The organism is Rhizobium sp. Leaf311, assembly GCF_001423445.1.
In the GTDB taxonomy this organism is placed as follows: Bacteria; Pseudomonadota; Alphaproteobacteria; order Rhizobiales; family Rhizobiaceae; genus Agrobacterium.
This window is the reverse complement of record NZ_LMNZ01000004.1, coordinates 114835-139311: the sequence shown is the minus strand read 5'-3', so window position 1 is coordinate 139311 and position 24477 is coordinate 114835. Positions and strand designations below refer to the sequence as shown.

The following is a 24477-nucleotide window of genomic DNA, read 5'->3' as shown; positions in this document are numbered from 1 at the left end:
GTCGGCATTCTCCAGGGGCAATCCTAGGTTTCGTTGCTTGTGCGAAGCTGTGCCGTCTCTCGTTATGACGCCCACCCAGTCCCGGTGTTTGGGGATGATAGGGGCGCAATCGCCGATGCTCCTCTCAAGGGGAGCGTCGAGCGATGCGATGAGAGGTTTCGGCGTTTCTCAGAGGGGCGGATTCAAGAAGGACGGCATTGTAGTGTCGCCCTGTGCAAGAGAGAGGAAAAGACGCGCGGTATCCAGCGCCTCACGGATGGTCACATCCATGTCGAGATAGCGGTATGTGCCGAGGCGGCCGACGAAGGTCACGGATGTCTCCTGGTTGGCCAGCGAAACATACTGCGCAAGCTGCTCTTTTTCCTTCACCAACCTGATGGGATAGTATGGCACATCATCGGGTCCGCATTCTCTGGAAAACTCGCGGTAACAGACCGAGCCGCGATGCTGCTCCCACGGCGAGAAGTGCTTGTGTTCGGTGATGCGCGTATAGGGAACGGAAACCTCCCCGTAATTCATTACGGCGCAACCCTGATAGTCGCCCTCATAGGTAAAGCGTTCGAAATCCAGCGTGCGGTAACCAAGCCGCCCGTTCGCATAATCGAAATAACCATCCAGCGGACCGGAATAGAAGGTGTGGTCGTATCCGCTCACATCGTTGCGCCCTACGTTGCGGGCAAGATGAACCTTTATATTGGGATGATCGAGAATGCGCTCGACCATGGGCGTATAGCCCGTTTCAGGCATTCCCTGAAATTTGTGGAAGAAGTAGTCGTCATCATAATTGAAACGCACCGGCAGGCGCTTGAGGATCGACGCAGGCAGGTCCTTCGGTGAGCAACCCCATTGCTTCTGGGTGTAGCCCTCAAAGAAAGCTTCATAGAGATCGCGCCCGACAAACCGCAACGCCTGCTCTTCGAAGGTCTGCGGATCCTCGATGGATTTGTCGGCCTGATCCTCGATAAAGGCTTTCGCCTCGTCCGGCCTGAATGTCTTGTCGAAAAACTGGTTGATGGTGTGGAGATTGACCGGAAGGGAGAAGACCTGGTCCCTGCTCGTCGTCTTCACACGGTTCTTGTAGGGCATGAAGGTCTGATAGCGGTTGACGTAGTCCCACACTTCCGCATCATCCGTGTGGAAGATATGCGGACCATAGACATGCACCATCACGCCTGTCTCAGCGTCCCGTTCCGTGTGGCAATTGCCGGCAATGTGATCTCGCTTGTCGAATATCTCGACGTGATGACCTGCTTGCGCAAGCTCGCGACCAATCACTGCTCCGGAAAGCCCGGCACCGACAATAGCAATCTTCTTGGACTGAGACACTCGCAACCTGCCTTGTGCTTTTGCAACGGTCTGCTTTCACGGCCTTTGAGGCGCCTGAAAGCAAACCGAAATCTGCTCCCTACGACTATCACGTGCGTGACAGTCGATTCCCGTTTCTCAAGCCCTAGCGGAGGCCTCTGGCGTCCACAAGCGATTATCAAACGGGATGGGTGAAAACGCGTGCCATTCACGCAGTTTCTCCAGATACCGCGCCCGGTAGGTCTGCTCATCGACAAACTCCAGATTTTCCATGACGAGTTCGGCGCCGATCTCGTAATAGACATCCAGATTCCGCAAGTCCGGCACGGGTATTTCACCCCGCTCCGCATCGCCCTGCATCTGCCAGTAAAGCTCTTCCAGACGACGGGCGAGGCCTGGAATATCACGCAGTGCGCTCGTTTCCCGGTTGGCCTGAAGCTTGTCGCGGAGAACCTTCAAGGTCTCAGGGTCTTTGGCAAAGGCAATTGCCTTGGCGACATAATCCTGTGGGCCCTCGCAAATCAGCTCGGACACACCGGTTGCCGCGACCACGCTGCTGCAGAAGCGGGCCGCAAAGCTCTTTCCAGGGAATGTCAGGACGGGCAATCCAACCGTCAGCGAGTCGGCTGCGGTGGAATGAGCACCGTATGGGAACGTATCAAGGAAGAGATCGGCGACGGCAATACGCGCCAGATGCTGAGCATTGCCGGCTTTTGGCGCGAAGATGAGGCGCTCCGGCGCAATGCCTGCCTCCACCGCCAGTTGACGCAGCCGTGCATCGGCCTTTTCGTTTCCGCTCAACAGCCACAGCACGCTGTTCGGTGTCGCCTTCAATATTGTCAGCCAATGGCCGAACGTGCTGGCATTGATTTTCTGCATTCCGTTGAAGCAGGCAAATACAAAGGCGTCGTTCGGGAGACCAACCTGTTCGCGCGTCGGCTTTTCGGCAATGGTCCGCTTGCGATCGATCGGTTGGTTGCAAGCAATCCGCAAGACCTTTTCCGAATAGTAGATTTCGCTTTCAACAGGCACGATCTGCGCATCAGCAATCATATACTGATGGAAGGGACTGCCGATGGAGCCCGGATAGCCGCAGAAATTGACCACGACAGGCGCCGGGCGATAACCGAAGATCTTCGTTCTGGCATGTTTTGTGTAGCCATTGACGTCGATGAGAATGTCGATTTCGTCTGCAGCAATCTGGCGTGCGGCAGCCTCATCCGTCAGAGCGCCGATTTCGCGCCAGGTATCGACGACGGCCTTCATCCGGCTCTGCGTTTCGTCCACCGCAACGGGGTCTCCGCAGTAATAGGCGAAGATTTCGACGCTCGATTTGTCATGCAGTTCCAGAACTTCCCGCAGCGCAAAACCAACGGCGTGATCTCTGAGGTCCGACGAGACATAGCCGACGCGCAGGCGAGCGCCCGTACCGGTCTTCTGCTTGACGCTCGGGCGAGGGATTTTGTTGATGTCCAGACGACCGACGAAACCCTTGTTGTAATCATGGGCGCGGGCGAGCTGAAACATCGGATCGTCCGAGTAGCATCCCAGGGTCAAGGGCGACATGGAATCGATCATCTGGCGCTGGGACACGTGCGTCGAAGGCGTAAGGACTGGCCATTTGCACTGGCGCTGGCGAATGGCGCTCCAATGTTGTCCCGTCTCGAGCTTGTCCGGGCGCATTTCCATGGCCTGCCACAGCACGGTCTCCGCTTCTTCCAGAAGCCCGGCATTTTCCATGACACGGCCGATGTGCTGCAGTGCCATCACCCTATACGAGACGCGCTCCGCTGTCGTTTCCGATGTGCTGTTGGCAAAGCTCTGCCACTGCTGGATTGCCATGGGGGCAACGCCGCTGTCTTCGTAGGCGCGACCCAGATTGATGTGGGCGGGGCCAAACATTGGGTCGATCTTCAGGGCCGCCTGCATGGCATTGATGGAGCCCGCGAGATCATCGAGCTGACGCAGCAGAACCGAGAAATTGAAATACACCATCTGGGCGGCTGGATGATTCTGATTGAACGCCAACCAGGTCTTGTAAAGGGCAGCAGCCTCCTGGAGGCGCCCCTGCCCGCTGAAGTCTTCCGCAAACTTCATCACATCCGACAGAGCCAGACGCTGCGTTCTCGCCAGCTCCAGAAGGTTTGGGAGCAATGCGCTGGAAAAGGCACTGTTTGAGACACTATTCATAAATCAGAACCCCGGATCAGGCGTGCCGAATGGCAACAAACCATTGTCTGTAAGAATTTGGGGTCAGATTAATACTTTGAAGCTTGCGCGGCGCTTTACTTGCATGAAAATGATGCTTTAGTGCCCACAATTTAGCGGATAAAAGCCAAAAAGAGGCTGCATGGCAGCCCCTTTCATCAATTCGATGTTCGCGTATCCAGCAGACGAGGCATGGCCGCAGCCTGCCACCAGCGTCTAAAACAGGTCGAAATCGCCGGAAGCCTTGTCGAGAGGCTGTGAATGTCCGTGACGCATTCCCGCACCCAGGGCCTTTTGCATCTCCGCCAGCTTTACGAGACTCAATGCGGTCGAAACATCCACCACCCAGTCCAGGGGGATAGAGCCGGTGATCGTATCGATGAACTCGGCAAGGCCACGGGCTTTCTGAACCGCAAGATCGATACCTTGCATCAACCGCATTCCCTCGGTGGTAACCGCGCCATTCGTCGCTTCGAGCAATTGCGGCTCGATACGTTCAATGAGATAGGCTACGTCATGCAGTTCGGAAACCACCCGCATCAAAACGTCGGGGAGAGCTTCTTCAAAGGCTGAAAATTCCGCGTGCTCGGCGATCTGCATAAAATACTCCGTGGCCATAACGGCGGACCGGAAACCTTCGTTTCAGTCCGGAATTGAACAATAATGGAACGGGAAGTCCCGCTTTAGAAAAACTCGATGTCGCTGGCCGCGGGCTTTGGTGCTGGTGCTGGACGTCTTTCCAGCGCAACCGTCGTCTGCGTTTCGGCACCGCTGAGCGGATGCTGGCGCGCGCGTCCGGAAACCGGCCAGAACTCCACCTTGCGGCCTTGTTCACCACCCGTCGAAGAACCGACGAGACGGATACCTTCATCCTTCAGAAATTGTACCGCAAATGCGGCATTCTGCTCTCCAACGTTGGAGAAACTGGCAATGGTCTTTGCTCCGCCAAATATCTTGGCTTCGATACGATCACGGCGAGCCCCCTGCTTGAGCAGGCCGTTGATCAGCAACTCCATGAGATGCACCCCATAACGGGTTGCATCTCCACCCCCCATACCCCCCGTACCCGGCAGCAAGAAATGGTTCATGCCACCGACGCCCGCAACGGGGTCTCTGAGACACGCAGCCACGCACGAGCCGAGAATGGTCGTGATGACCACGTCAGGATCATTGGCGATCTTGTACTCGCCCTGGATTATATGCACGCGCTTGGCTGCGGTTTCGTTCATTTCAAGGATCCGAATACGGCTTCGATAGCTGCCTTCATCTTGTCGATGGAAAACGGCTTGGCCAGAACATTGTTTGCACCGAGCTGTGCGGCCTTTTGAACGAGCGCGCGGTCACCCTGTGCGGTCAGAATGATGAAGGCAGCCTTCTTGGTGGTCGGGTTTGTGCGAACCGCTTGCAGGAAGCCAAGACCGTCCATCTTCGGCATGTTGAAGTCCGAGATCACCAGATGATGAGGCTGCTGCTCCATGATCTTCATTCCCTGCTCACCGTCGCCGGCAGCAGTAATTTGCTTGAAGCCGAGCTGCGTCAGCGCATCGCTGAGCAGGAGACGACTGGTGACCTGATCGTCAACGATCAGAACTTTGATTTTTTCTGCAAGAGACATTAGTCAGAACCTTCTTTTCGGGCAGCAGTAAGTTTCAGAATTTCTTCGCCAATGGCATTGAGCGGAAGCTGTTGTTCAACCGCACCAAGTTCGTAAGCGACCCTCGGCATTCCATAAACGACGCAGGTCTTCTCGTTCTGGCCGACGGTACGCGCACCCGCATGGCGCATTTTCAGCAGACCGGCAGCACCGTCGCGTCCCATCCCGGTCAGGATGACACCAACGGCATTGCGGCCAGCCAGTTCCGCCACGGAGTCGAACAGGACGTCTACCGATGGACGATGGCCATTAACAGGTTCCCTGTCCAATAGCCTGCAACTTGGTGCGGAATGATTAACGACCTGCAAATGCCGCTCACCACCGGGTGCGAGATAGATTTTCCCGGTCTGCAGCCTTGCCCCGTCGGTTGCCTCTTCCACCGCTGGCGCGCAGAGCCGGTTGAGACGCTCTGCAAAGCTCTTGGTGAAGGTGGACGGCATGTGTTGCGTAATGACTGTCGGCGGGCAATTGGCCGGAAATTTTTGCAGGACAGAGATGAGAGCCTCAACCCCACCGGTCGACGAACCGATCGCCACGATCTTGCGGCCCACGCGATAGTCGCTTACGGCCATGGGCTGCGGAGCGGGCGATTTTTCGGCCGCAGTGACGCGGTAGCTCTGATGCTGGGACCGGGCTGCAGCCTTTACCTTCTCAGCCAGATCCCCAAAAGGCCTGCTATCGCCGGGTGCCGGTTTGCTGACGCAGTCGAACGCGCCGATTTCCAGCGCCGCAAGAGATGCACCGGCACCGCGCTGTGTCAGCGTCGAAACCATGATGACGGGCATGGGCCGAAGCCGCATGATCTTTTCTAGGAATTCGAGACCGTCCATTTCCGGCATCTCGATGTCCAGGGTCACGACATCAGGATTGAGCTCCTTGATGGCCGCGCGGGCTTCCATGGCATTGCCTGCCTGACCGACCACGAGAACATCGGGATCGGCCTTCAGAACAGCCGAGATCAGGCCGCGCATGGTCGGTGAATCGTCGACGACAAGAACTCTTGCGGGCGCGCTCATGCTTTCCTCCCGCTCGATTTTCCGATGTAGCGGTAGGTCGTGATGCCGGTATTGTCGAACAGCGCCTTCGGATCCCCCGAAACGCGTTCGGAGTGGCCGATGTAGAGATGTCCGCCTTCCGGCAACAGACCCGCAAACCGCGCCCAGATTTTTACCTGGGTCGGCTCGTCGAAGTAGATGACCACGTTGCGGCAGAAGATGACGTCGAAACCGCCCTTGAAGGGCCACTGCGTCATCAGGTTCAGCTCGTTGAACGTGATCAACTTTTTGACCTTGTCGCTGATCTGGTGCTTGCGGCGCCCGCCGACGTCGACCTCCTGGAACCACTGCTTGCGCATGGCCGGAGAAACGGTCTCAAGGGCGTTATCATCGTAAACCCCTGCCCTCGCCTGAGCGAGAATCTTGGGATCGATATCCGTTGCCAGAATCCGGAAGTCGTAATCGGCAGCGTTCGGGAACAAGGAAAGAACCGTCAGCGCGATCGAATAGGGCTCTTGGCCATCGGAGCAGGCCGCAGACCAGATACGGACTCGGCCACCCGCCTTTGCCCGGTTTATCAAACCAGGCAAAACCTCATCGCGCATATGCTCGAAGTGGTGGTTTTCGCGGAAAAAGCGCGTGAAGTTCGTCGTCAGATGCGAGAGCATTTCGCGACGAGCATGGGCTCCTTCCTGAGAGGAAACGAGAGCGCAATATTCGCGGAATCCAGGCAATCCCAGATTACGAATGTGTTTCGACAGCCGCGAATAAACGAGCGAAGCCTTTGTGTCGTTCAGATAGATACCTGCATCGGCATAAATCATCGCGGCAATTTCGGACAGATCTCGGCGTGTCAGCGGATATTCTCCGCTGGCAAGCACCTCGTCCGGGGATTGGCGTGAGTCGTTGAATTTATGGGCTGTCATTCTTCACCACTTTCAACCGGCTGCCGCAAGAGACATCTCTTGCTTGAGCGACTGGCCACGAGACGCACCGACCACCGCATCCACGTCGAGAATGAGCGCTACGCGGCCATCGCCAAGGATGGTTGCGGCAGCAATGCCTGGAACGTGGGTGTAGTTGGCTTCGAGCGACTTGATGACGACCTGGCGCTGTCCCTGGATGGCGTCAACCATCAGAGCACGCTGTCCGCCGCCTTCCGATTCGACCAGAAGTGCCACACCTTCGACCGGGTTGGCCTGGGTGTTGCGGAAGTTGAGAATACGACCGACGTCCACCAGAGGGCAGAACGAGTTGCGGATCGAGATCAGGCGCTGGTTGGAACCGAAGGAGTGAATGTTCACGGCTTCCGGCTGCAGCGTTTCAACGATAGCCGTCAAAGGCACGACCAGCGTCTGGCCTGCGACCGTGACCACCATGCCGTCGAGAACGGCGAGCGTCAGAGGCAAGCTCATGGTGAAGGTGGAGCCAAGACCGGGACGCGACGTGATGCTGATACGACCGCCGAGTGCCTGGATAGAACGCTTGACCACGTCCATGCCAACGCCGCGACCCGAGATATCGGAAATCTTGTCGGCGGTAGAGAAGCCTGGCGCAAAGATCAGGTTGTCGATTTCTTCGTCGGTCAGATTGGCATCTGCAGCGATGAGGTCGTTATCGATTGCCTTCTGGCGCACACGCTCGCGGTTGATACCGGCACCGTCATCGTGGAGTTCGATGAGGATGCGGCCAGAGCGATGCTTGGCGGTAAGCTTGACGGTGCCCTCAGGGTTCTTGCCAGCAGCTTCGCGCTTTTCCGGTGTCTCGATGCCGTGGTCGACGGCATTACGGATCATGTGCGTCAGCGGTTCGGCCAGCTTGTCGATGACCGTCTTGTCCACTTCGGTGTTTTCACCTTCCGTGATCAGGCGGATCTGCTTGCCGATCATGTCGGCAACTTCGCGGACGATACGCGACATGCGCTGGAAGACCGGCTTCACGGGCTGCGCGCGGATGGCCATGACGCTATCCTGGATTTCACGCGTCAGCTGCTGAAGTTCTTCCAGTCCCATATTGACGGCAGAAGTGCCGGTCGTGTCGTTCTCGATCACGCTCTGCGAAAGCATGGCCTGATTGATGACAAGCTCGCCCACGAGGTTGATCAGGCGGTCGACGCGGTCGAGATCGACGCGGATCGTCTGGCCAGCGCTCGCATTGGCTGCGGCAGCAGCGTTAGCGGCCGCGGCTGCTGGCGATTCCTTCTTTTCGGCAGCGGCTGAAACAGCGCGCGTTACCTCAGTTGCGGCAACAGCCGTCGATACCGTCTTTTGAGCCACTGTCTCCTCAGCCGGAGCGGACTGAACGGCAGGTTCCTCGTTCACTTCCTCGTCGAGAGCGGAAAGATCGAACGGGACCGGAACCATCGGCAATTCTTCTTCCGGCGTCTCGGCGACGACTTCAGAAACTTCCAGATCGCAATCCCATTCCGCAAATTCGAAGACCGTGCGAATGCCAGCGGCACCCTTGTCCGTCTTGATGGAAATCTTCCATTGGAAATATGCGGTTTCCGGATCCAGGTTCTCAAGGGCCGGCAGCGCGCTCATGTCGCAGTTGATGCTCATCTCGCCGATACGGGAGAGGTCGCGCAGCAACAGGGCCGATTCGTTGCCCTTGGTGTAGAGCGATGTCTGCGGCTTGAAAACGACGTTGAACGTCGGCGTTTCCATCAACGGCGTGGTATCGTCTTCGAACTCGCCGAAAGAAAACGCAACTGGCTGGAAGCCGCTGTCGTCGGTTGGCTTTGGCGGCGCGGCAGCTGCCGGCGCTGCGGCTGGCTTTGGCGCAGCAGGTTCCGATGTCGCAGCGCCCGACGGCATTTCGCCATGGGCGAGCGCTTCCAGTTCCTTGACGAGGCCGCGCGTACGGCTGTCTTCGACGCTGCCGCCATCGCGTGCGGCGTTGGTCAGATCGGCCAGAACGTCAGCCGATTTCAGCATGACCTTCAGAACTTCCTGGTTTGGTTCGAGCTTGTTCGAGCGAACGCAATCCAGCGTCGTTTCGAAGACGTGGGCGAATGCCACAAGATCGTCGAGACCGAACGCGCCCGCGCCACCCTTGATGGAATGAACGGCACGAAACACAGCATTTACGGTTTCCGGGTCACGGTCGCCGTCGTTTAATTTCAGAAGACCCGATTCCAGTTCAGCGAGCTGCTCCTCGCACTCCTGGAAGAAGATTTCTTTGATTTCGTTCATATCCATCGTGATGGTCCCGTATCAGGCAGTTACACGTTCAATGGCATCGATCAGCTTTGCAGGATCGAACGGCTTTACAATCCAGCCGGTCGCTCCCGCCTGGCGGGCACGATTTTTCTTCTCAGCGTCGCTTTCAGTCGTCAGGACGAGAATCGGGACAGCGCGGTATTTCTCGTTCCGGCGCACGCCTTCGATAAAACCGAAGCCGTCGAGACGCGGCATGTTGATGTCGGTAACGATCACATCGGGATTGCAGCCTTCGAGGACTTCAAGTCCTTCGACGCCATCTTCAGCCTGGATCGTTTCGAAACCCGCATTGTTGAGCGTCACGAGCAACATGTTGCGGATCGTTCGGGAGTCGTCGACCGTAAGAACCTTCTTCTTCATTTCTACATCTCCTTCGGGAGCATATGATCGATATCAACGCCGATCAGTTTAAGGGTTTTGTCAAAGGCATCGGATGCCTTGGAAAAAGTGAATGGTTTGCCGTCAGCTTCCCAGGCCTTTATGCCAGCCATCAAAACCTGGGCGCATTGTACGCCCACGCGCTCGACCTCGGAGGCGTCCACCGCAAGCGGGGCACCCCTCATCTCCATCAGTTTTCCGTGCAAGACGGATGCCTGATTGAGGTCCAGCACCGGTGACAGTTTCAATGTCGACTGCGCTGCTTTCCTGCCTGCCATCAAATCACTCCTTGGCGTCTGAATTGTTGGTGCACATAGCCGTAGTCCATGCGGTCCTCACGTAAGGGCGGTACGTTGTGCCTGTGGTGTGTCGAAACCGGCTCGTCCGCAGCATATTGCTGGCGGGCGATGCGGAATTCCCGAACCGTCCGTCCCAGTTCCAGGATGACGGTATGAAGGTCGTCGGCTTCCTGCGCGGCAGCCGTAAAGCGGGTTGCCGAACGGTCCGTGTCGTTGCCGATCGAGGTCAGCTCATTGGCGACATCCCGAAGGCTGGCAACATTTTCACCGGTGCGCCGTGCGACATCGCCGATCATCTCGCTGACGTCCGAAACCTGGCGGACAACGCCGCCGATGGCTTCCTGGGTTCGGTTGACCATGCGAACGCCTTCATCCACCTGGGTCTTGGTCCCGTTGACGAGGTTCTTGATTTCGCGCGCCGCGTCTGCGGAACGCTGGGCAAGGGCACGCACTTCCTGCGCAACGACGGCGAAGCCGCGCCCGCTTTCACCCGCACGTGCGGCTTCGATGCCCGCATTGAGCGCCAGCAGGTTCGTCTGGAACGCGATCTCGTCAATCGATCCGATGATACGGCCGATCTGTTCTGCCGACTGTTCGATACCGGCCATGGCATTGATCGCTTCACCGACGGCAGTGCCGCTGGCAGTCGCGGCATTGCGCGCCTGCTGGACGGCGCTTTCAGCCGCCGTGATGCGTTCGCTGCTGGTGCTGACGTCACCAATGACGGAGCCAAGAGTTTCGGAGGCGTTGCTGAAGCGTTGTGCCTGCTGCGACGAAGTCGAGGCCATGGCCTTGCCTTCGCCCGCCATCCGTTCGGTTGCGGCGCGGGCATCATCGATGCCGGATTGAGCCGCCGACATCGACGCCTCGATCTTTGCAAGTGCGGCGTTGAACGCCTCGGCCAGTTCGCGATAGGCTTCCGGGATATCGCCCGTGATGCGCGCCGTCAGATCGCCGACAGCAAATGCATTCAGCGCGTCGCCCAGCAACCGTTTGGCATCGGACTGATCGTCGTTCCGCTGCTTGGCAAGTTCCTGGTTGTGGCGCAGGCGCATCTCGTTAAACCGGAGCGACACGGCGATTTCTGTGTCTACCATGACCAGCCGGACGACGGCCTTGACCGCTTCTGCAAGTTCTTTCTGCCGCTTGCGCGTGCCGGGCAGCAGTGAGCGCGGTGCGCTGTCGGAAATCAGACCGCCGAGCAGATTTTCCAGAACAACGGCATGACCCGCAACGTGCCAGCGCGGGTCGAGCCCCATGCGGCTTTCCGTATCGGACAGGACCTTGATGCGCTCGGCATAGACGGCGTCAAAACGCGCATCTGTAAGCACGCTCCAATGTGCCGTCTGAAGATCGTGCAGCCGGTCAAGCTGGTTTTCGCTTTCGAAGGATGGGGAACAGTCGGGCATGGACTGGAAGCGCACCATGAGGTCGCGCAGGCCCGCCTTGACGTGAGGTTCGAGCATTGTCCGGTAACGGCGCAGCAGATCGCACTGGTCTTGGTCAAGACCAGCAAAGCGCAATCTGCCTGCCAGGCTTCCGCCTGTGGCCTTTCGCGACTGATCTGTTGGCAATTCCTGCCCCAAGCGACGTCCCCAACAACTTCGCCGGATAACCCGGCTCATGACCGATTGAGAATGCCAGTATCCGCAGGGATATTTGACGAGTTTGCGCACCAAAGCGGTGTCGCATCGACATAGCTGAGCCTTCTGCAATCAACGAAATACCGGATCAGTCCCGGTACGGCAGGGCGGCGTCATGCCTGGAAGAAGATGGTTGCATCCCCATTCCGCCGTGAAATACATCCAATCTTTATGGTTAATTCCTTGCTTGAAGGTTAAGAAATCAACATTGGACTTAGAAATGATAGAATTTGCTGCAATTTGGTACGAACGAGTATGTAACATGCACATAACTCATTCGTGAATCGTAAATTATGGAAAAGATTTCTGATTTTTTTGATGCCGTGCTGGACAATGGCAATACCGTTCCCCTAAAAACAATGCAGCACTGATATTCGCTTCCATGGTGATGTTTAAACGAAACGCCGACGACGACTGAGGAGATATGATTTTGCCATGGATGGGGAAAAGCCGATGGGCTCCGCTTCAATCCACAAGGCTGATCAGTGTCTTCGCCGCAGGCATTCTCGTCCTCATAGGCTTTCAGACCAACGCCTGCGCGTCGCCCGTTCTGAAACCCCACCGGCTGGAACGGACGTCTCAACCACAGGCAGCAATTCCATCGTCCGCCCGGGCTTCAACCGGAACTGACAGCCAACTCCTTGTGCGGTTTCTCCACCAGCACATCCATCATGACGGGATGCCTTCGTTTTCACCTGTCGATCCACTGATCATCGGTGACGCGCAATGCCGGATCGGCCAGAAGGAAGATCGCGCCAGTGTGCATGGCTCCGTCATTTCAGGGATCGTGTCGCCACGCGGCCCGCCTTCGACACAACTTTAAGTGCCAAGGCCATTTTTCATTCCACAGATGAAAGTGGCGACGTTGGCGGTCTGGATTCGGATAAATTTAACGCCATAGAAATTGCCATTCTTTATGAGACTTGAAGTCCTTCTTCCTATTCTGATTGCCCTCCCTTTCATTGGCAGCATCATCACAGCTGCAATGCCCAGGGATGGCGCCGCACGTGCTCCCGCTGCCGTGGCTGGAGGGCTTGCTCTCTTCAGTTTCGTCAGCACACTGTTTCTCTACACCAGCGTCAAGGGCGGCGCGGTCATCAAATATGATGTCGAATGGCTGCCGCAACTGGGGCTGAATTTCACGCTCCGGCTCGACGCCTTTGCATGGATGTTTCTTGTTCTCATCACCGGCATTGGTTTGCTGGTCGTGCTCTATGCTCGATATTACATGTCTTCGGACGATCCGATCCCGCGTTTCTTTGCCTTTCTTCTTTCCTTCATGGGATCGATGCTCGGTATCGTGCTGTCCGGAAACGTCATTCTGCTGTCGATCTTCTGGGAACTGACGAGTGTTTTCTCCTTCCTGCTGATCGGATACTGGCATCACAACGCAACCGCCCGAGATGGCGCGCGCATGGCTTTGACCGTTACCGGCATCGGCGGCTTCTGCCTGCTGGCCGGGCTGCTTATCCTTGGGCATATGGCGGGCAGTTACGATCTGGACGATATTCTCGCCAAAGGTCCCGATATCAGGGCTCATTCACTCTATGTCCCTGCGCTCGTGCTGATCCTGATCGGCGCCTTGACGAAGAGTGCCCAGTTCCCGTTTCACTTCTGGCTGCCCAATGCCATGGCGGCACCGACGCCTGTCTCTGCATATCTGCATTCGGCCACCATGGTGAAGGCAGGGGTCTTCCTGCTTGTGCGGCTATGGCCGGTTCTGGCAGGTACGCAGGAATGGTTCTGGCTTGTCGGTTTTGCGGGCGTCACGACGTTGCTGCTCGGCGCCTATTTTGCCATGTTCCAGCAGGATCTGAAGGGCCTGCTGGCCTATTCGACCATCAGTCATCTTGGCCTCATCACCACACTGCTAAGCCTGGGAAGTCCCCTGGCTGCCGTTGCGGCCATCTTCCACATGATGAACCATGCCACCTTCAAGGCGTCGCTGTTCATGGCTGCCGGCATCATCGATCACGAAACCGGGACGCGCGATATGCGGCGTCTGAGCGGGCTCTATCGCTTCCTGCCGGCAACCGCGACGCTTGCCATGGCGGCCAGTGCGGCGATGGCGGGTGTGCCCCTGTTCAACGGCTTTCTGTCAAAGGAAATGTTCTTTGCCGAAGCCGTCGAAACCCATGCGGATTCGCTTCTCGACAAGGCCCTGCCCTATGTCGCAACCCTGTCCGGCGCCTTTGCGGTTGCCTACTCGCTGCGCTTCATTCACACGGTCTTCTTCGGACCGCCGCCCCATGACATTCCCAATCCAAAGCCGCATGAACCGCCTCGCTGGATGCGGTTTCCCATCGAGTTCCTGGTTCTTGCCTGCCTGATCGTCGGCATCGTGCCAAGCCTTTCGATCGGCCCCTTCCTGCATTCGGCGGTTCTGTCGGTGCTCGGACCACAGACTCCGGTTTACAGCCTGTCCATCTGGCATGGCTTCAACGTGCCGCTGATGATGAGCCTCGTGGCGCTTGTCGGCGGGGTGGCGATCTACGCCGTACTTGGCGGGTATTTCTCCAGATGCGAGGACGGTCCGCCGGTCTTCCGGCATTTGCGGGGCCAGCGCATTTTCGAGCGCATTCTGGTTACCCTCTCCTGGAAGTGGGCGCGCTGGCTGGAAAGCACGCTTGGAACGCGCCGTCTGCAGCCGCAACTGCGCATGTTGATCCTTGTTGCCCTGATTGCAGGCTTTTCCCCGCTTGCCGCATCGCAGTTTTCGCTGACGCTGCCCAGCGTGACGTCGTTTGACCCGATCTTTGCCATTCTGTGGGGCATCGGCATGATTGCTGCCATGGGCGCCGCGTGGCAGGCAAAATATCATCGGCTCGCCGCTCTGGTGATGCTGGGCGTTGCCGGTCTGGTGACATGCCTGACCTTTGTCTGGCTTTCAGCGCCCGATTTGGCGATTACGCAGTTGCTTGTCGAGATCGTCACTCTCGTTCTCATCCTGCTTGGCCTGCGCTGGTTGCCGAAAAGAATGGAGAAGATCGACAACAACACCGAACTCCCTGCACAGCTTCGCCGTGGACGAGATTTCCTTCTGGCCGTCTTCTGCGGCATCGGGATGAGCGTTATTGCCTTTGCCGTCATGACGGTGCCCGTTCCCAACACGATTGCAAATTACTTTCTGGACAATGCCTATTCCCAAGGTGGCGGCACCAACGTCGTCAATGTCATTCTGGTCGATTTCCGCGGCTTTGATACGCTTGGCGAAATCGCGGTCCTTGCGATTGTCGGCCTGACCGTCTTTGCGCTGCTGCGTCGTTTCCGCCCGGCACACGAAAGTATCGGCCTGCCTGAGCAACAATTGATACAGAATGCCTTCGACGCGGAAAGCCCCGAACGAAGCAAAGGAGATACGGTACGCGACTACCTGCTTGTGCCTTCCATCATCATGCAGTGGATGTTCCCCGTCATCGTCACCTTCTCGATTTTCCTGTTCATACGCGGGCACGATTTGCCGGGCGGCGGTTTCTCCGCCGGCATCACCATGGCCGTTGCCTTCCTGTTGCAATATCTGGCGGGCGGCACGCGCTGGGCCGAGGACCGGATCCGCATCCTGCCGCTGCGCTGGATGGGTTTCGGCCTGCTGATGGCCGCTTCCACAGGCATGGGCTCGTGGTACCTCGGCTACCCGTTCCTGACCTCCTATTTCCAATATACGGAGCTGCCCTATATCGGCAAAATGCCGACGGCCACCGCACTGCTCTTCGACCTCGGCGTGTTTGCGCTCGTCGTTGGAGCAACGGTTCTTATTCTTATAGCATTGGCGCACCAATCGCTGCGTAACTACAAGATACGTACGCCAGACGCCGCAAAAGCGGAGGAAGCGTAATGGAGCTTATTCTTGCCATCGGCATCGGTGTGATGACGGGTTCGGGCGTGTGGCTCATCCTGCGCCCGCGCACATATCAGGTCATCATCGGCCTTTCTCTTCTCTCTTACGCCGTCAACCTCTTCATTTTCGGGGTTGGAGGCATCAAAACCAATGCGCCGCCGCTTTTGCTGGATGGTGTCATCACTTCCACCCTCACCGATCCCGTGCCGCAGGCTCTGGTGCTCACCGCCATCGTCATCGGCTTTGCAACAACCGCCCTCTTTCTCGTCGTCCTTCTGGCCGCTCGCGGCTTGACGGGTACCGACCATGTCGACGGGAGGGAAACGAAGTGAATTCCCTGCCTCCCCATATCGTCGTTGCACCTATTCTGGTGCCGCTGATCACTGGCGCCATCCTCCTGTTCATCGATGAACGAAAGCGTAACTTCAAAGCGGTTGTCAGCGTTGTCTCCAGTCTGGTGCTGCTTGCCGTGGCAGTTGCGCTGTTCATGGAAGTGAATTCGACGGTCAGCACCGAAGTTGCCGCCGTCATCTCGACAGGCGTGTATCTGCTCGGCAACTGGCCAGCCCCTTTCGGCATCGTGCTTGTGGCGGATCGTCTGTCGGGTCTGATGGTGCTGCTGGTGGCGCTTCTGGCCCTGCCCGCGCTCATCTATTCGCTTGCCAAGTGGCACAGGTCGGGCGCCCATTTTCATTCGCTCTTTCACCTCATGCTCATGGGCGTCAACGGTGCCTTCCTGACGGGTGACCTGTTCAATCTTTTCGTCTTCTTTGAAGTCATGCTTGCCGCATCCTACGGCCTGTTGCTGCACGGTTCCGGCCAGTTGCGGGTCAAGGCCGGTCTGCACTACATCGCCATCAACCTGGTTGCAGCACTGTTCTTCCTCATCGGCGTCAGCCTCATCTATGGCGTCACGGGCACGCTCAACATGGGCGATCTGGCGCAACGCATCGCCGGTCTCAATCCCGATCAGCGAATGCTGCTGGAAACGGGCGCGGCCGTGCTTGGCATAGCCTTTCTGGTAAAGGCTGGCATGTGGCCGTTGAATTTCTGGCTGCCATCCGCTTACAGCGCCGCATCGGCTCCTGTTGCAGCCATCTTCGCCATCATGAGCAAGGTCGGCATTTATGTCATTGCTCGTCTGACCTTCCTGCTGTTTGGACAGACGGCTGGGATGTCGGCAGGGTTCGGACATGATGCGCTTCTCGTCGGCGGCATCGCGACCATCGTCTTCGGCACGATCGGCGTTCTTGCCTCGCAGGCGCTTGGCCGTTTGGCGGGCTTCTCGGTGCTTGTATCCTCAGGGACGCTTCTTGCCGCGATGGGCACCGGAAATCCGATGGTGGCTGCCGGTGCGCTCTATTATATGGTTTCCTCGACGCTGACGATCAGTGCCTTCTTCCTGCTGATCGAGCTTGTGGAGCGTGGCCAGGATGCCGGTGCCAACGTTCTGGCGGTCACGATGGAAGCCTACGGCGAGGGCGACGAGGATGAGGAGGAAGACGAGGTTGGAGTAACCATGCCGGGCACGATGGCCGTGCTTGGTACGTGCTTTGCTGCCTGCGGCATTCTTCTGGCGGGACTGCCGCCTCTTTCCGGCTTCATCGCGAAATTTTCGATGCTGTCGGCCATTCTCAACCCGTCCGGGCTGGGCGCCAATGACACTGTATCGACCCTTTCCTGGTGGATTGTCTTCCTCATCGTCTTTTCGGGCCTTGCTGCCCTGATATCCATGACGCGCGCCGGGATCCGTACCTTCTGGGGCTCGCTGGAAGGAACGGTGCCCCGGGTTCTCGTCATCGAAATCGCCCCAATCCTGCTTTTGCTGGGAATGACACTGGCAATGACGATCGCGGCTGGGCCGATCATGCGTTACATGCAGGAAACAGCCAGAATCCTCGACCTTCCGGAAAGTTATATTCAGGGCGTGATGACGGCGCCGCGCGCGGAAAGAAGTCAGGAGGCCATACCATGAGATCCCGCTTCCTGCCCTATCCGCTGCTGACCTTGTCGCTGATGTTCTTCTGGATGACGATCAACAGCTTCTCGCCGGGTCATCTCCTGCTCGGGACAGCGGTTGCCATTGTTGCGTCCTGGGCTATGGCGTCGCTTCGTCCACCGAAGCCGCGTATTCGCAACTGGCATCTGGTGGTGAAACTCACCGCTATCGTGCTCTATGATATCGTTCGCTCGAACATTGCGGTCGCCACGATCATCCTGTTTCAGCGCAATCGCAAGGTCAAAGCAGGCTTCCTGACGATACCGCTCGACCTGCGCGATCCCATGGGCCTTGCCGTTCTTGCCATCGTCCTTACGGCAACGCCTGGCAGCGCGTGGCTGGAATACAATTCCTCACAGGGAACGCTGCTTATCCACGTCCTTGACGAAGTCAGCGAAGCGCACTGGCAAAATCTCATCAAGAGCCGCTATGAAAAAATGCTGATGGAGATATTCGAATGAGTTCGGTTATCCTTTTCTGGTCGTTTTCGATCGCACAATTGTTCCTTGCCATTGCCATGTCGATATCCGTCTATCGCATTGCCATTGGCCCGCGTGCGCAAGACCGCGTGCTTGGCGTGGATACGCTCTATGTCAACTCCATGCTGCTGGTCCTCACTTTCGGGCTGCGCACCGGAAATGATGTCTACTTCGCCGCGGCCCTGCTGATCGCCATTCTCGGCTTCGTGTCCACGGTTGCTCTGTCAAAGTTCATGATGCGTGGTGAGGTGATAGAATGAGCGAAGCTGCCGAATTCCCTCTGTGGGCCGCGATCCTCGTGGCCTTCTTCATCCTGCTCGGTTCGTCTCTGGCGTTGATCGGAACAATCGGCTTTGCGCGCCTGCAAAGCTTTTACGAACGGCTGCACGCCCCCACCCTCGGTACCAGTTGGGGTACCGGCGGCATCGTCATGGCTTCCATCATCTATTTTTCGGTGTCGGGCCAACGCCCGGTCTTCCATGAAATCTTTATTGGTATCTTCATGACCATCACGACACCGGTGTCGCTGATGTTGCTTGGACGCGCAGCGCTCTACCGGGATAGAGCCGAGCAGAACCCCAATAGCCGCCAGAGCCTCTGATGGCATGCAACTCGATACATCCGATAAACTTGATTTCAGGTGTAAAAGGTTGCAGGAATTAAAAAAACCTGACCAGCTGTAAAACAGGTCAGGCAGCATTTTTTGCAAATAAGTGAGCGATATCCGGCATTTGACCAAAATCAAATTGCTAAAAAAGCCGAATAATCACTGATACTTACAATCGCTGATATTCCCTGAATTTTAACGGTTTTCCCGCATTATGGCCACATTCGGTCATTCTCGGGGATATATGTATGGCGAGTTTTTTTTCGAGATCGATAGTCATTCAGATGGTGTGTCTGACTATCGCGCTTATTTTTCTAGGCATTTTTGCTGTCGGGGCATCCACCTATGTGCGTCTGAGAGACGACGTTATGGAGAGCGCGCTGCTCGACACAAGGCGCGCTGTCAGAAGCATGGCGATCCTCTATGAAATGAAGGTCGGCGGCGCGACAGTCACGATGGACAATGGCGAGCTCAAATCCATCAACCGCCCCAGCATCGGCACGCTTCTAGATTTCGATCTGGTTGACCGCACTGGCATTGCAAATGGTGGCGTTGCGACGGTGTTCCAGGCCCAGGGGTCGGATTATGTTCGCATCTCAACCAACGTGAAAAACGAAAAGGGTGAGCGCGCAGTCGGAACCAAGTTGGCAGCCGACAGCCCCGCCTATGCAAAAATGGCAAAGGGCGAGCCCTATTTCGGTCAGGCGACCCTGTTTGGCACGGACTATATGACGGCCTATATGCCGGTGCTGTCCAAGACCGGTGCAACTGTTGGCATTCTCTTCGTCGGCGTCCCGATGACTGTCTATCAGGGACATATCGATGGCCTCGGCAGCATCGTGCTCTGGTGCGGCTTTGCCGTCATGCTCGTCTTCGGCATCCTTGGCTATTTCGCAATCAACCGGGCACTACGTCCGCTCGGCCTGTTGACGAATGCGGTCGAATCCCTGTCCGAAGGCAAGCTTGAAACGGAAATCCCATATACCAGGAACAAGAACGAGTTCGGCAATATCGCCAGAGCGCTCGAAGTTTTCCGCGAAAATGCCCATGAGAAGCTGGTCATTGAAGGCCGCAGCGCTGAAGAGCGTGTTCAGGCAGAGGCAGAACGCAGCCGCAATGATGCCGAAAAGCGCGAGACTGATCGTCAGATCGACTTCGCCGTCACGCAGCTTGCCGCTGGTCTTGCTCGTCTTTCGCAGGGTGACCTTACACAGAACATCGACACACCTTTCTCCGGTCGCCTGGAGCAGCTTCGCACCGATTTCAACACATCGCTTGCAAACCTCAAGGATGTGCTTGCGCAGATCCGCACGAGAACGCTGACAATTCAGCACAACGGCATGGAGATGCGGGAATCGTCCAACGATCTCTCGCGCCGGACGGAATCGCAGGCAGCATCGCTGGAGCAGACAGCAGCAGCGGTCGAGGAAATCACGGTTACGGTCAAGTCCTCCGCCGAACGCGCCCGCGAAGCCAACGAAGCTGTGCGCATCACACAGAAGAGTGCAGACAGCTCAGGTACCGTTGTCAAGAATGCAATCGACGCCATGGGACGCATCGAAGGCGCCTCGAAGCAGATCGAACAGATCATCGAGGTGATCGATGACATCGCGTTCCAGACGAACCTTCTTGCCCTCAATGCCGGTATCGAAGCGGCACGTGCAGGCGAAGCCGGCAAGGGTTTTGCCGTTGTCGCCCAGGAAGTTCGCGAACTTGCCCAGCGCTCAGCCGATGCTGCACGCGAAATCAAGAAGCTGATCAACCAGTCTACCAATGAGGTCGGCACCGGTGCGCAGCTGGTTCAGGAAGCAGGACAGGTGCTCTCCGATATCAGCCAGCAGATCGTCGTCGTCAGCAAGCATGTCGAAACCATTGCCACGGCAACGCAGGACCAGTCGTCGGCGCTTCAGGAGGTCAATGGCTCCGTCAACCAGATGGACCAGATGACGCAGCAGAACGCCGCCATGGCCGAAGAGTCCAGCGCTGCAACACAGATGTTGTCGGAAGAGGTAGAAGCCCTGCTCACCCTCGTACAACGCTTCCGCATCGGTCAGGACAGCATGCAGCAGGATCGCTACAGCCGCGCCGCATAAGCTGAATGGCGACAGCAAATCAAAAGGGGCCGCCTGACACCATGCAGGCGGCCCCTTCTGCGTTTCTTCGGCCTGCTTGCGCTCTCCGTGCCTATTCGGCAGCGGCCCGTACGACGCTGTAAACCTGGTTGATATAGGCGCGCAGCGCTGCTGGCCGCACGGGCTTGTGCTGCACGGTAATCCCTTCCTTTTCCGCCTGTGCCCGAACCTCTAACGTGCGGTCGGCGGTAATCAGAAGTGCGGGAATATCCCGCTGATAGAACCGCCTGAGCGAGACGATGACGTCGACACCGTCGGTATCGTCGAGATGATAGTCGGCAATGATCATATCGGGCGCCACTGTCCATGTTGTCAGCATCTCGTCGATTGCGCCTGAAGACCCCGCCTGAAGGACGTCACAGCCCCATCCGGACAGAAGCAGCGCCATGCCTTCGAGGATTTTCGGTTCGTTGTCGATGCACAGAACGCGGAAGCCCTGCATCCGCTGACCGACCGCTTGCGGCGGCTGTCGCTCCGCAGTCTTGATGGCGCGGGCATTGGCAACCTCACGCGGCATGTGAACCCTGAACGTCGTGCCCCTCCCCTCAATGGATGACAGGTGCACCGGGTGATGCAGAATACGCGACAGCCGGTCGACGATGGAAAGCCCCAGCCCCAGTCCGGCGGCGGTTTTTGCGCCCTCTTCAAGCCGGGCGAATTCCTTAAAAATCGTCCGGAATTTGGAAGAGGGAATGCCAATTCCCGAATCGGAAACCTGAATGACGGCTTCCTTGCCCTTTCGGCGCACACCAACGACGACCTTGCCCGAAATCGTGTATTTGATGGCGTTGGACACCAGGTTCTGAACGAGACGACGCAGCAGATTGATATCGGACTTCACCGTCATCGATGTCGGCATGACGACGAGTTTTATGTTCCTCTCCCGCGCCATCGGCGCGAAATCGGTCTCGACACGTTTGAGAAGATCGTTGAGGGAAACAGACGCCATGCGAGGCTTCATGGAGCCCGTATCCAGCCGTGAAATATCCAGCACGGCACCCAGAATGGTTTCCACGGATTCCAGAGCCGAGTCGATATTCTGGACAAGCGAGCCATTGTCCGAATCGCCCATCCGCTCCACCAGCGCCGAGGAATAGAGTCTTGCCGCATTGAGCGGCTGAAGAATATCGTGGCCTGCCGCGGCGAAAAAGCGGGTCTTGCCGATATTGGCCTCTTCGGCGGCAGCACGAGCCTCCGCAAGCTCGTGATTGACCCGTGTCAGCTGTCCCGTGCGTTCCTCGACACGCTGCTCCAGCGTTTCATTGGCCTGCTTGAGTGCCTGATCGCTGGCCACTCTCTGGGTAATATCCGTAAAGGTCGCAACGATGCCCTTGTCGGGCATGGCGTTGGAGCGCACTTCGATGATGCGGGCACCACCTGCCAGCACCAGCGAAAACGGCATGTCCATGGTCAGAAAGAGATCGATGGTGTTGCGCTGCTCACCGGCTGCGATATCGCCGCGCTCTTCCAGCATGGCGACGATTTCGACCAGCGGCAGGCCTACCCTGCCATATTGCTCGGGAAGATCCAGCAGCGTGCGGAAACGGCGGTTCCATATGGTCAGATGTTGCGAACTGTCGAACACGGCAATGCCCTGATCCATCTGGGCGAGTGCCGTCTGCAGCATATCCTGATTATACTGCAACGCTTCACTTGCCTGATCCAGCAGCCAGACCGTATCGGCGCTCGTATCTTCAACCTTCTGCAGGATCAGCGACAGCACCAGCCGCGCGGAGGACGATCCGATGGCGCTGCCCAGCAATTGCTCCGAAAAGTGGATCAGCGCCATGTCTGCGGGCTGTTCGTCTTCCAGTTTACGCCCGGCGGTTTTTTCGTAGGTGGCCAGCGAGCGCAGCATCCGTTCCTCGCCCAGATAGCGTGCAATCGCGGTCTTCAGGTCTCCAACGCTGATCCGGGTTTTCCAGCCACGGGTCGCAAATTGCGATTTGGAATGGCGCTTCACGAAAATGCCCGACTGTATCCGTTCGACCGGCCGTGGATTGCGCGACAGCGAGCCCAGCAAAAACGCAAGGCAATTGACCAGCAGACTGAGCGTTACCGCATTCACCAGCGGGTCGGCACCGGGATTGCTGAAAACCGTCGTGCCGGGCAGCAGGAAACTCAGGATGGTGGCCGCTATATGGGAATTGTCCGGCCCGCCAAGGCTCGGCAGAAAAAGCAGATAGCCCCAGACGAAAAAGCCGGAGCTCAACCCGGCGATTGCGCCACGGGCATTCGCCCGCCGCCATACCAGCCCGCCCAGAAGAGAGGGTGCCATCTGTGCAATGGCGGCGAATGCGAGAAGGCCGATGGATGCCAGCCCCGAGGTGCTGTCGGCGGCCCTGTAATAGGCATAACCCAGCAACAGGACAGCAAAAATGGCGGTGCGCCGAATATTGAGCAGCGTCTTGGCAAAATCATCACGGTGGGATGACCGGTTCAGCAGTTTCTGGCGCAGGAAAATTGGCATGACGATGTCGTTCGACACCATGATCGACAGGGCGACGGAGGCAACGATGACCATTGCGGTTGCAGCAGAAAAGCCCCCGATGAAGGCGATGAGCGAAACAAGCGGCATTTCGTTGGCAAGCGGCAATTGCAGAACGTAGAGATCGGCATTGCCATTGCCGCCGAGCGTCAGCAGCCCCGCAATCGCAATCGGCAGAACGAAGATGTTGATGGCGATGAGGTAAAGCGGGAAGAGGAAGCCCGCCATGCGCAGCTCGTTGGGCGTGCGGTTTTCCACGACGGTCACATGAAACTGGCGCGGCAGGAGAATGATTGCAAAGGCAGACAGCAGCGTCAGCACGATCCAGCGGCTGATCGGCGTCTGGTAGGACATCGCCTCGACGACCTGCTCGTTTTCGGAAGCAAGCCGCCACAGTTGCGATGGCCCATCAAAAAGAAAGAAGACGACGTAGACACCTACGGTGCAGATCGCCAGCAGCTTGACGACCGACTCCATGGAGATCGCCAGAATGAGACCGTCCTGATGTTCGGTCGCGTCGGTATGGCGGGTGCCGAAAATGACGGCAAAGCCTGCCATGACCACGGTAACCAGCAGGGGCAGATCGAGAAAATAGAGGTTGCCGCTGCCAATGCCGTAGTCGCTGGGATCGACCATGGCCGCAACCGAATTGGAAACCGCCTTGAGCTGGAGCGCAATGTAAGGGATAGCACCCACCAGCGCGATGATCGAGACGAGCGTGGCGACCGTGGGGTTCTTGCCGTATCTTGCCGCAATGAAATCGGCAATCGACGTCAGCTTCTCGGCCTTGGCCAGCTCCACGATCCGCCGCAGGATCGGCATTCCAAGCGTAAACGCAAGGATCGGACCGGTATAGATTCCCAGAAACTCGATGCCACGTTCCGAGGCCAGCCCGACGCCGCCGAAATAGGTCCAGGAGGTGCAATAGATTGCCAGGCTGAGCGCGTAGACGATGGGCCTGCCCTTGCTCGACACAGGCTTCTGGCGGCTTTTGTGGTCACCATAACTCGCTACTGCAAACAGCAGCAGGATATAGGCAAATGCCGAACCGAATATGACCCACCCAGGAAGCACTTTTCTGTTCTCTCCCCCCTGTCCTCTTGTGCAAGCATAGGACAATTATGGGGAAATGAGAATTGGCCGGGTCTCGTCATTAAGTTTAATGATCATGGAACCAACCGGGTTCTTTCGCCATATATCTGCACATTCGAAAATTGAATGTTATTGTTTT

Annotated in this window: 20 protein-coding genes; 8 read left to right on the top strand and 12 right to left on the bottom strand. The window is 57.4% G+C overall.

All coding sequences use genetic code 11. The annotated features are described in order from the left end of the window. Positions 1 to 168 precede the first annotated feature (168 nt). From glf to ASF69_RS06385, 11 genes are all read right to left on the bottom strand, one after another. A complete protein-coding gene (gene glf / locus ASF69_RS06435; protein ID WP_062586460.1) occupies positions 169 to 1326 on the bottom strand; it encodes a UDP-galactopyranose mutase in 1158 nt (385 codons plus the stop codon). A gap of 117 nt (positions 1327 to 1443) precedes the next feature. After that, complete coding sequence (locus ASF69_RS06430; RefSeq protein WP_062586458.1) at positions 1444 to 3495, bottom strand: glycosyl transferase; 2052 nt, start codon at positions 3493 to 3495, stop codon at positions 1444 to 1446. Positions 3496 to 3729: 234 nt separating this feature from the next. Then, a complete protein-coding gene (locus ASF69_RS06425; protein WP_062587185.1) occupies positions 3730 to 4113 on the bottom strand; it encodes a hypothetical protein in 384 nt (127 codons plus the stop codon). A gap of 83 nt (positions 4114 to 4196) precedes the next feature. Continuing rightward, positions 4197 to 4742 (bottom strand): chemoreceptor glutamine deamidase CheD, encoded by a 546-nt coding sequence (gene cheD / locus ASF69_RS06420; protein ID WP_062586456.1) that lies wholly within the window; start codon positions 4740 to 4742, stop codon positions 4197 to 4199. Further along, the gene (gene cheY2, locus ASF69_RS06415; RefSeq protein ID WP_027673738.1) at positions 4739 to 5128 is read right to left on the bottom strand and encodes a chemotaxis response regulator CheY2; all 390 of its coding nucleotides are present in this window, start codon (positions 5126 to 5128) and stop codon (positions 4739 to 4741) included. Before cheY2 ends, cheD begins: the two co-directional genes overlap by 4 nt. Next, positions 5128 to 6183, bottom strand: coding sequence for a protein-glutamate O-methylesterase CheB (gene cheB, locus ASF69_RS06410; protein WP_062586454.1), 1056 nt, complete (start codon positions 6181 to 6183; stop codon positions 5128 to 5130). Before cheB ends, cheY2 begins: the two co-directional genes overlap by 1 nt. Then, a complete protein-coding gene (gene cheR, locus ASF69_RS06405) occupies positions 6180 to 7088 on the bottom strand; it encodes a protein-glutamate O-methyltransferase CheR (protein WP_062586452.1) in 909 nt (302 codons plus the stop codon). Before cheR ends, cheB begins: the two co-directional genes overlap by 4 nt. A gap of 12 nt (positions 7089 to 7100) precedes the next feature. Then, positions 7101 to 9362: a chemotaxis protein CheA gene (locus ASF69_RS06400; RefSeq protein WP_062586450.1), complete on the bottom strand. Its 2262-nt coding sequence runs from the start codon at positions 9360 to 9362 to the stop codon at positions 7101 to 7103. A 15-nt stretch (positions 9363 to 9377) separates the two neighbouring features. After that, positions 9378 to 9743, bottom strand: a complete 366-nt coding sequence (cheY1, locus tag ASF69_RS06395; RefSeq protein ID WP_007753206.1) for a chemotaxis response regulator CheY1 — start codon at positions 9741 to 9743, stop codon at positions 9378 to 9380. 2 nt (positions 9744 to 9745) lie between these two features. Continuing rightward, positions 9746 to 10039: an STAS domain-containing protein gene (locus ASF69_RS06390; protein WP_062586448.1), complete on the bottom strand. Its 294-nt coding sequence runs from the start codon at positions 10037 to 10039 to the stop codon at positions 9746 to 9748. Beyond that, positions 10039 to 11646, bottom strand: coding sequence for a methyl-accepting chemotaxis protein (locus ASF69_RS06385; RefSeq protein WP_244475415.1), 1608 nt, complete (start codon positions 11644 to 11646; stop codon positions 10039 to 10041). The genes ASF69_RS06390 and ASF69_RS06385 overlap by 1 nt, the downstream gene beginning before the upstream one ends. 481 nt (positions 11647 to 12127) lie before the next feature. On the opposite strand from ASF69_RS06385, the gene ASF69_RS06380 reads away from it, so the two are divergent. The 8 genes from ASF69_RS06380 to ASF69_RS06345 all read left to right on the top strand — a co-directional run bounded on the left by ASF69_RS06380 (position 12128) and on the right by ASF69_RS06345 (position 20719). After that, positions 12128 to 12526, top strand: coding sequence for a hypothetical protein (locus ASF69_RS06380; RefSeq protein ID WP_062586447.1), 399 nt, complete (start codon positions 12128 to 12130; stop codon positions 12524 to 12526). Positions 12527 to 12619: 93 nt separating this feature from the next. Then, positions 12620 to 15538, top strand: coding sequence for a monovalent cation/H+ antiporter subunit A (locus tag ASF69_RS06375; protein WP_062586445.1), 2919 nt, complete (start codon positions 12620 to 12622; stop codon positions 15536 to 15538). Continuing rightward, positions 15538 to 15873 carry a Na+/H+ antiporter subunit C gene (locus ASF69_RS06370; RefSeq protein WP_062586443.1) on the top strand — a complete coding sequence of 112 codons (336 nt, stop codon included), beginning with the start codon at positions 15538 to 15540 and terminating at the stop codon, positions 15871 to 15873. Before ASF69_RS06375 ends, ASF69_RS06370 begins: the two co-directional genes overlap by 1 nt. Beyond that, positions 15870 to 17516: a monovalent cation/H+ antiporter subunit D gene (locus ASF69_RS06365; RefSeq protein WP_062586441.1), complete on the top strand. Its 1647-nt coding sequence runs from the start codon at positions 15870 to 15872 to the stop codon at positions 17514 to 17516. Before ASF69_RS06370 ends, ASF69_RS06365 begins: the two co-directional genes overlap by 4 nt. Further along, positions 17513 to 18001, top strand: coding sequence for a Na+/H+ antiporter subunit E (locus ASF69_RS06360; protein WP_062586439.1), 489 nt, complete (start codon positions 17513 to 17515; stop codon positions 17999 to 18001). The genes ASF69_RS06365 and ASF69_RS06360 overlap by 4 nt, the downstream gene beginning before the upstream one ends. Beyond that, positions 17998 to 18279 (top strand): K+/H+ antiporter subunit F, encoded by a 282-nt coding sequence (locus tag ASF69_RS06355; RefSeq protein WP_062586437.1) that lies wholly within the window; start codon positions 17998 to 18000, stop codon positions 18277 to 18279. Before ASF69_RS06360 ends, ASF69_RS06355 begins: the two co-directional genes overlap by 4 nt. Further along, positions 18276 to 18620, top strand: a complete 345-nt coding sequence (gene mnhG, locus ASF69_RS06350) for a monovalent cation/H(+) antiporter subunit G (protein WP_062586435.1) — start codon at positions 18276 to 18278, stop codon at positions 18618 to 18620. The genes ASF69_RS06355 and mnhG overlap by 4 nt, the downstream gene beginning before the upstream one ends. Before the next feature lie 254 nt (positions 18621 to 18874). Then, a complete protein-coding gene (locus tag ASF69_RS06345) occupies positions 18875 to 20719 on the top strand; it encodes a methyl-accepting chemotaxis protein (protein WP_062586434.1) in 1845 nt (614 codons plus the stop codon). Between the two features lie 91 nt (positions 20720 to 20810). Here the strand turns inward: ASF69_RS06345 and ASF69_RS06340 are convergent, their stop codons facing one another. Continuing rightward, a complete protein-coding gene (locus tag ASF69_RS06340; protein ID WP_062586432.1) occupies positions 20811 to 24320 on the bottom strand; it encodes a NahK/ErcS family hybrid sensor histidine kinase/response regulator in 3510 nt (1169 codons plus the stop codon). Between the last annotated feature and the right edge of the window lie 157 nt (positions 24321 to 24477).